The sequence below is a fragment of the Chitinophaga sp. genome (assembly GCF_035564935.1).
GTDB lineage: Bacteria > Bacteroidota > Bacteroidia > Chitinophagales > Chitinophagaceae > Chitinophaga.
Map to the genome: position 1 here is coordinate 1 of NZ_DATMTE010000679.1, position 3,627 is coordinate 3,627.

A 3,627-nucleotide genomic window follows, 5' to 3' on the forward strand; every position below is an offset into this window, starting at 1 on the left:
ATAATCAGAATTTTTTTTCGATAGAATTTGCAGCACTGGATTACCTCAACCCCGATAAAGTGAAGTACCAGTATATGATGGAAGGATTGGATGAAAACTGGGTGGCAGCTGATAACAGGACGCGTAAAGCCACTTATACCAATGTAGATCCGGGAAATTATGTATTTAAAGTGAGAACATCTATCATACACGATACCTGGAATGAAAAAGTATTGACAGTAAACATCCGGATCCTGCCGCCGTTCTGGAAAACGGAGATTGCCTATGTTGCTTATGTATTGCTGGTTTTAGCTATTTTATTTTACCTGAGATACCGGGGCATCAAAAGAATAAGAACACAATTTTTACAGGAGCAGGAAAAGCAGGAAGCCTTGCGTATCCGGGAACAGGAAAGAGAAGAAGCCAGGAGGCTGCACGAGCTGGATCGCCTGAAGATCAAGTTCCTGACCAATGTAAGTCATGAGTTCAGAACGCCGCTGTCGCTGATCATAGCTCCGCTCGATAAAATGATGAAAGACCCGCAACTGGCGGAACAAAATGCGCAGGTAAGCATGATTAAACGTAACGTAAAACGTTTACTGAACCTCGTAAACCAATTACTTGATTTCAGGAAGATGGAAGTGTATGACCTGAAACTGGATGCCAAACAGGGCGACATCATTCGCTTTATCAAAGAAGTATCTTTTTCTTTCATGGATATTGCCGAACAGAAGAATATCAAATTTGCGTTTGATACCGATGTGCTTTCCCTGGAAACCAGTTTTGATTATGATAAGATAGAAAGAATTTTGTTCAACCTGCTTTCCAATGCGTTTAAATTTACACCGGCAGGGGGCCATGTAGGCGTGTTTCTGAACTTCATTCCTGCTGATGCCGGCAGTAACACGGTACATCTTCGTATCAATGTAATGGATTCCGGTATTGGCATTCCACCGGAGAAAGTGGATAAAATATTTGACCGGTTCTATCAGCACGATATCCCTGCTTCCCTTATCAACCAGGGAAGTGGTATTGGTTTATCTATCACACGGGAATTTGTAAAACTGCACCAGGGTAATATCCACGTGGAATCTATTACCAATGGCGGTAGCTGTTTTATTGTAGAATTGCCGTTGCAAATAGCGCCGGCCGGCAACGAAGCGGTGGCCGAGGAAAACCGGCAGCATGCCAATCCGCAACGGGAAAAGAAGAAGCCAACTGTTTTACTGGTGGAAGATAATGACGACTTCAGGTTTTACCTGAAGGACAATTTGCAGGAACATTTTTGTTTGCTGGAAGCCGCTAATGGAAAGGAAGGATGGCAGAAGGCGCTGGCATTACATCCCGACCTGATTGTGAGCGACGTGAGTATGCCGGAAATGAATGGTCTTGAGTTATGTACAAAAATTAAACAGGATAAGAGAACCTCACATATCCCGATTATCCTGCTTACCGCACTGGTGGGAGAAGAGTACCAGATGAAAGGACTGGAAACCGGCGCCAACGACTACCTGTGCAAGCCATTCAACTTTGACATGCTGCTGTCTAAGATCAGGAACCTGCTTACTTTGCAAACTACTATCAAGAAAGTATATACGAAACAGGTAGATGTACAGGTGGCGGATATTTCCATCCAGTCGGTGGATGAAAAATTCATGGCCGCAGCGCTGGCATATGTGGAAGAAAACCTGCAGAATGCCAACCTGAGCGTAGCTGAATTGAGTAAGCACCTTTGCATCAGCCGGGTATCGCTGTATAAACGGATGCTGTTGCTTACAGGCAAAACGCCGGTCGATTTTATTCGTTCCATCCGCCTCCGGAAAGCAGCGCAGATGCTGGAAAAAAGCCAGCTGAGCATCGCGGAAATATCTTATGAAGTGGGTTTCAATACCCCGCATTATTTCACCAAATCTTTTAAAGCTCAATTCGGGGTATTACCATCTGCCTATATCCGGCAGTTTGGCAAAGATTCTCCGAAAAAGGCAGGGTAAATTATTGTTGTCATGAAAAAAATCAGGTTGTATTTCCACCTTACATTATTTTTTGTGAGCATTTTTGCATGTGCAAAACCGGCACAGTCTGAAGCAGCAGCTGCCTCACAAAACTATACATTACCTCCCGGCTCACCGGTGCAGCGTTACGGGGCGCTGCATGTATCCGGCCGCTACCTTAAAGATCAGCACAACAATACCATTACCCTGCGTGGACAAAGTTTTGGCTGGAGCACCTGGTGGCCGCAGTTCTGGAACCCGGGTGTGGTAAACTGGCTTACAGATGATTTTAAAACGGATATCGTCCGCGCCGCAATGGGGATAGATGTAAAGCCCGCTTACCTGAACGACCGTGCGCGTCAGCTTGCCTTGCTGAAGAAAGTAGTAGATGCCGCATTGGCAAAAGGCAGTTATGTAATTATCGACTGGCATTGTGAAGCATTTCACCGGGAAGAAGCAGTGGCTTTTTTTAAGGAGATGGCTAAAACGTATGGCCATCATCCGCATATCCTTTATGAGATCATCAATGAACCCAATAAAACACAAACATGGGAACAGGTGAAAGCGTATGCCGCCGCGGTAATTGCCGGCATCCGCGCATATGACCCGGATAACATTATCATTGTAGGTTGCCCGCACTGGGACCAGAAGATCCGCGAAGTGGCAGATGCGCCTTTAACCGGCTACAATAATATTATGTATACCGTTCATTTTTATGCGGCGTCTCACGGCCAATGGTTGCGGGACGATTGTGCCTATGCCCTCAGCAAAAACATCCCCGTATTTGTAACGGAGTGCAATGGTTCAGAAGCCACAGGCAGCGGGCGTATCGACTATCCGCAATGGGAGGCATGGTTCTCTTTCCTGGAAAGCAACCAGGTGAGCTGGATCAACTGGTCGGTGTCCGATAAGCCGAACGAACTATGCTCTATACTGTTGCCGGGAGCCCCTGCCAATGGCGGGTGGACGGCCAGTCAGCTTACGGAATCAGGAAAGTATATCCGTGCGAAACTGAGAGGATACAGTACGCGCAAATAACTATTTTTTCCGCGACCATAGTTTTCCTATACCAATAAACGCCAGTGACATCAGAACGAATAGTACGCCCATTATTGCAGCATTTGTCAGTGTTTGCCGGAGCCCTATACCTCCTATGTTAATAAATGGGTAAGGATAAAAATCGGAAAAAGAACCGCGGATCAATACAAATAATAAATAAATGAACGGGTACCAGAGCCAGGGAAGGAAGGATTTCCACCGGAGGGAATTTTTGTTTACAAACACGCACCAGTACAAAACAAATAATACGGGTACTATTACATGCTGTACTTCGTTTAATATTTTTTGTAACCCTTCAAATTGTGCGAGCTTGCGAAGCACTAAATTATAGATCAATGCCACGATAGTAATATATACGGCTATTGCCGTAGCCGTTCCCGTACGCGCAAAGAACCGGCCCTGGCTGCTGTTGGGTGAAATCAGCAATATTGTGCAGCAAACCGCTACCATGGCGTTGGTAAGCAAGGTGAAATAGCTGAAATAACGGATGAAATTTTCAAACCATGGCGCCTGGTTATTGCCCATAACAATAAAAAACTGCGGAATAAGTGCAAACCAGGCGAAACATGATAAGATCGCCAGGAAGATTTTTATTGAA

Annotated in this window: 3 protein-coding genes; 2 read left to right on the forward strand and 1 reads right to left on the reverse strand. The window is 45.4% G+C overall.

What is annotated here, in order from left to right; translation table 11 throughout:
• Both VN105_RS17495 and VN105_RS17500 read left to right on the forward strand, forming a co-directional pair.
• Positions 1-1,970 (forward strand): hybrid sensor histidine kinase/response regulator transcription factor (locus tag VN105_RS17495; RefSeq protein WP_325642821.1); only part of this gene is annotated, 1,970 nt, incomplete at its 5' end.
• Positions 1,971-1,982: 12 nt separating this feature from the next.
• Entirely contained in the window at positions 1,983-3,008 is a 1,026-nt protein-coding gene (locus VN105_RS17500; protein WP_325642822.1) for a glycoside hydrolase family 5 protein, read from the forward strand.
• Here VN105_RS17500 and VN105_RS17505 read toward each other — a convergent pair.
• On the reverse strand, positions 3,009-3,627 hold a 619-nt coding region (locus VN105_RS17505), incomplete at its 5' end, for a Pr6Pr family membrane protein (RefSeq protein WP_325642823.1). It lies immediately after the preceding gene.

Bases quoted from the DNA above. Each gene is read 5' to 3' on its own strand.
- VN105_RS17500 (WP_325642822.1), top strand. From the start codon at position 1,983: ATGAAAAAAATCAGGTTGTATTTCCACCTTACATTATTTTTTGTGAGC.